Origin of the sequence: Marinomonas transparens, from assembly GCF_016463975.1 — a bacterium.
GTDB lineage: Bacteria > Pseudomonadota > Gammaproteobacteria > Pseudomonadales > Marinomonadaceae > Marinomonas > Marinomonas transparens.
In genome coordinates this window covers 1-3265 of the sequence record NZ_JAEMNX010000057.1, presented here as the reverse complement: position 1 = coordinate 3265, position 3265 = coordinate 1, and the positions used below count along the sequence as shown (strand labels likewise).

General features: G+C 48.5%; 2 protein-coding genes. Both read left to right on the top strand.

Annotation, left to right across the window (positions count from 1 at the left end; genetic code table 11):
• Positions 1 to 245 precede the first annotated feature (245 nt).
• A complete protein-coding gene (locus tag I8J31_RS20590; RefSeq protein WP_199470463.1) occupies positions 246 to 605 on the top strand; it encodes a hypothetical protein in 360 nt (119 codons plus the stop codon).
• 1850 nt (positions 606 to 2455) lie between these two features.
• A complete protein-coding gene (locus tag I8J31_RS20585; protein WP_199470462.1) occupies positions 2456 to 3202 on the top strand; it encodes a reverse transcriptase domain-containing protein in 747 nt (248 codons plus the stop codon).
• The last annotated feature ends 63 nt before the right edge of the window (positions 3203 to 3265 follow it).

The window sequence follows — 3265 nt, the reverse complement described above, 5'->3', positions numbered from 1 at the left end:
AGTATTGAAGATACGCCTTACTATCACTGTGTTTCACGCTGTGTTCGTCGGGCGTTTTTGTGTGGTCAAGACCCTATCTCTGGTGAGTGCTTTGAGCACCGCCGTGGTTGGGCCGCTCTTTAGAATCAAATTAACTGTGCCACCCACTTATCAAAGCTAGTCATATCAACTGATTTGGTGTGTCTAGTCATGACTGGGTGGTGCTGTGTAAAACGCGCCATCAATTAAGGCAGGTGGTGAGGTTGATGAACCAGTGTCTGGATGCGGTAAAACAAACCAAGCATCCCTTCAAGACCTATATTGGTAAAATAAAAGACAGTGGGTTCGATTTCTTAGGCTATCGAATCACAGCTCAAATAAAAGAAAAAGTAACGCTGGCGTGGAAAACCATCGCCAACCATATTGACAAGCTACAGCAGCTTTATGAGCAAGGTGCCACGCAACAACGCATCGCTGAGTATGTTAAACACTGGTTGCAATGGGCACGTAGCGGGGTAGAGATAGAATTAAGCAAGGTCATAGAACAAAGTTTGAACAGTGAACTTGCGAAGAGGGTTTTGGGAGATATTGGGTTAGAGCGAGTGTATCGAGAGATATTGAGCTGAAGTCTGACAGTTTTTGATCAGACTCTAAATATCCCAAATATCAAATCTCAGACCGGAAATATAAATGTAGCCAAATAGCGAAACCAACCGAGGACAAAGAATGCCAACATCAACTTCAAACTCAAATACGGGCGGTAACAAGCCGAGCTCGACGACCCACGCTGACCCCCCTGGCTGTGCACCATCACAGATGCCAGAAGAAAAACTTAGACAGGGACCCACGCAAACCTTGCTTCGTATAGCTGAAGCAACGGGCACAAATGGCACCGAGACCGGCGGCAAAGTGAGCGTCGTGACCGGGGGCACGGGCGGAGTCGCCGAAGCAACCCGTAAGACAGTGGAGTGGCGTGGCAAAAAATGGCTCCACCACAAGTCAAAGCAGATGGAAATAGAAATCTCAATGGTCACCGCACGCCCAACGAAGGAACCCGAGGACCGAGGGCATGACGACGGCCCTACGACACCGAGGTACACCACGGTGGGGGAGGGAATCAGGGCGCAGGCAGCTCCGGCAGGTGAGAGTGTGACTCAAGTCACCATGAAAGACGTAGTGAGCGCGGGCGTCACCGCGGCACTCATGCAATCACGTGAAGATGCGGCAGCCTATATAAAGTATCTGCGTGAACAAGAAACGCGACTGGCTACGCAGGACCCGCTAGATGCTGAACGAACCCTCAGTCGGATAGGGGAGCGCTGGGCGACTATGCAAGAAGCAGACAAGGTTAAGCAAGCAGCACTGAGTCGGACAGCGGCTCAAATACTGAGCCCTGAAGACGGTAGCAACTCACCTCCACAACACGAAGTGTTCAGGGTGGGCGCCTCGAGAACTATGAGTGACCTCGCACGGCAGGGACCCGACATAACCTACCAGTCACACTTTCATGACCCCAGCGAAGTGCGCCGCGCTGTAGTCGGCGTCCGAGGCGGGGCCGCGGACGAAGTACTTGACAACCTGTGGTAACGGCGGGCGTGATATGTGGTGTTGAGGTATGGAAGCTGTTTGGGGCAAGATCCAAAAACGATTGGAGTGTTCGGATATTTAAGGTCGGACCAAAAACTATTTCTTTAAGCTTCGTAGTTAATAGGAGTCTCCTGCATTGTCAAAGCTAAATAACATGGTCGATCTTTAGTTTCTTGATCTGACCACTAAATCGCCATCACTTGTATTTGCGTCCGCGCCTTAGGGGGCGTCACTCTGCGTCCAGTCAGTTGTTCAATTTCTTGTTTAAATTTGTCGTTGCGATATTTGCGATATTTGGGGTCAGATCAAAAACTATTTTGTCGTGGTCAGGTGTGAGTCATTATCGATACAGGCTGATCTAGCTAGGAGGGCAGCGCTATCCTTAGTTTCTTGATCTGACCCCAAAATTGATATTTGGGGTCAGATCAAAAACTATTGCGTTGGGGCTAGGTGTGAGTCGCTATCGATACAGTTTGATCTAGCTAGTTAGATTTAAGCCCTCCTAGTTTTTTGATCTGATCCCAAAATCGAAAGCAGCTTTATGAGCAAGGTACCACGCAACAACGCATCGCTGAGTATGTTAAACACTGGTTGCAATGGGCACGTAGCGGGGCAGAGATAGAATTAAGCAAGGTCATAGAACAGTGTTTGAAGAGTGAACTTGCGAAGAGAGTTTTTTTGGGGGGGTAGAGCGAGTTTATCGAGAGAAATTGGGCTGAGGTCTGAAGTTTTTGATCTGATCCCAAATATTCAAATATTCAAATATTCTTGGGCTGAGGTCTGAGAGTTTTTGATCTGACCCCAAATATTCAAATTTGCAAATATGAGCTCCTCCACCTTTCTTCAAGGGGGAGGCTGGGAGGGGGTAAAGATCTTTGGAAGCAGGTATTTGTTAGAGCAAGTAATAAGCGATGCTGTATTAGACCAAGCCTATGACTGGCTGTGTAAATCGCGTCAAGACAGTCATTACAATAATGATGTCTGGCACTTGCGGTTTCATTGGGACAGGGACAAGGCGTTACTGCAACAGCAATTGCTGGCGGGTGATTATCGGTTTGAACCCTGCCGGGCCATCCGAGTAGGTGGGTTAAGTATCGGTGTGTGGTGCGCGCGCGATGCACTTTTTTTAAAGGCCTTAACCTTGGTGTTAAGCCAACATTTAACGCCACAGCTGAGCGAAGACTGTTATCACTTAGCTGGCCGTGGCGGAGCCAAAGGTTGTGTACGACAGGTCAAGCAAGCTGTAGATGGCTATCAGTTTGTGTGTCGGTCCGATGTGGATTCTTATTACGCCACTATCGACCATAAGGTGCTGCTGGATTTGTTAGCAGAACGCATCAGTGATGCGCGGGTGCTGGATCTTATTGCTCAAATGCTAACGCGGTTAGACAACGTTAATGGGCATTTACACTGGGTAAATAAAGGCATCGGCAAGGGCAACCCCATTTCACCGTTATTAGGGGCCTTGTATTTGTATTCGATGGATAAGGTGTTAGGCGATTATTGCGACCAGCACCAGTTAAGGTATTTCCGATACATGGATGACTGGGTGGTGCTGTGTAAAACGCGCCATCAATTAAGGCAGCCAACTTACTGTGCCACCCACCTTTCAAAGGCAGTCATATCAAGCGATTAGATGCTTCTAGAAATGCCTGGGTGAATTAACTGTGCCACCCACCTTTCAAAGGTAGGCATACAG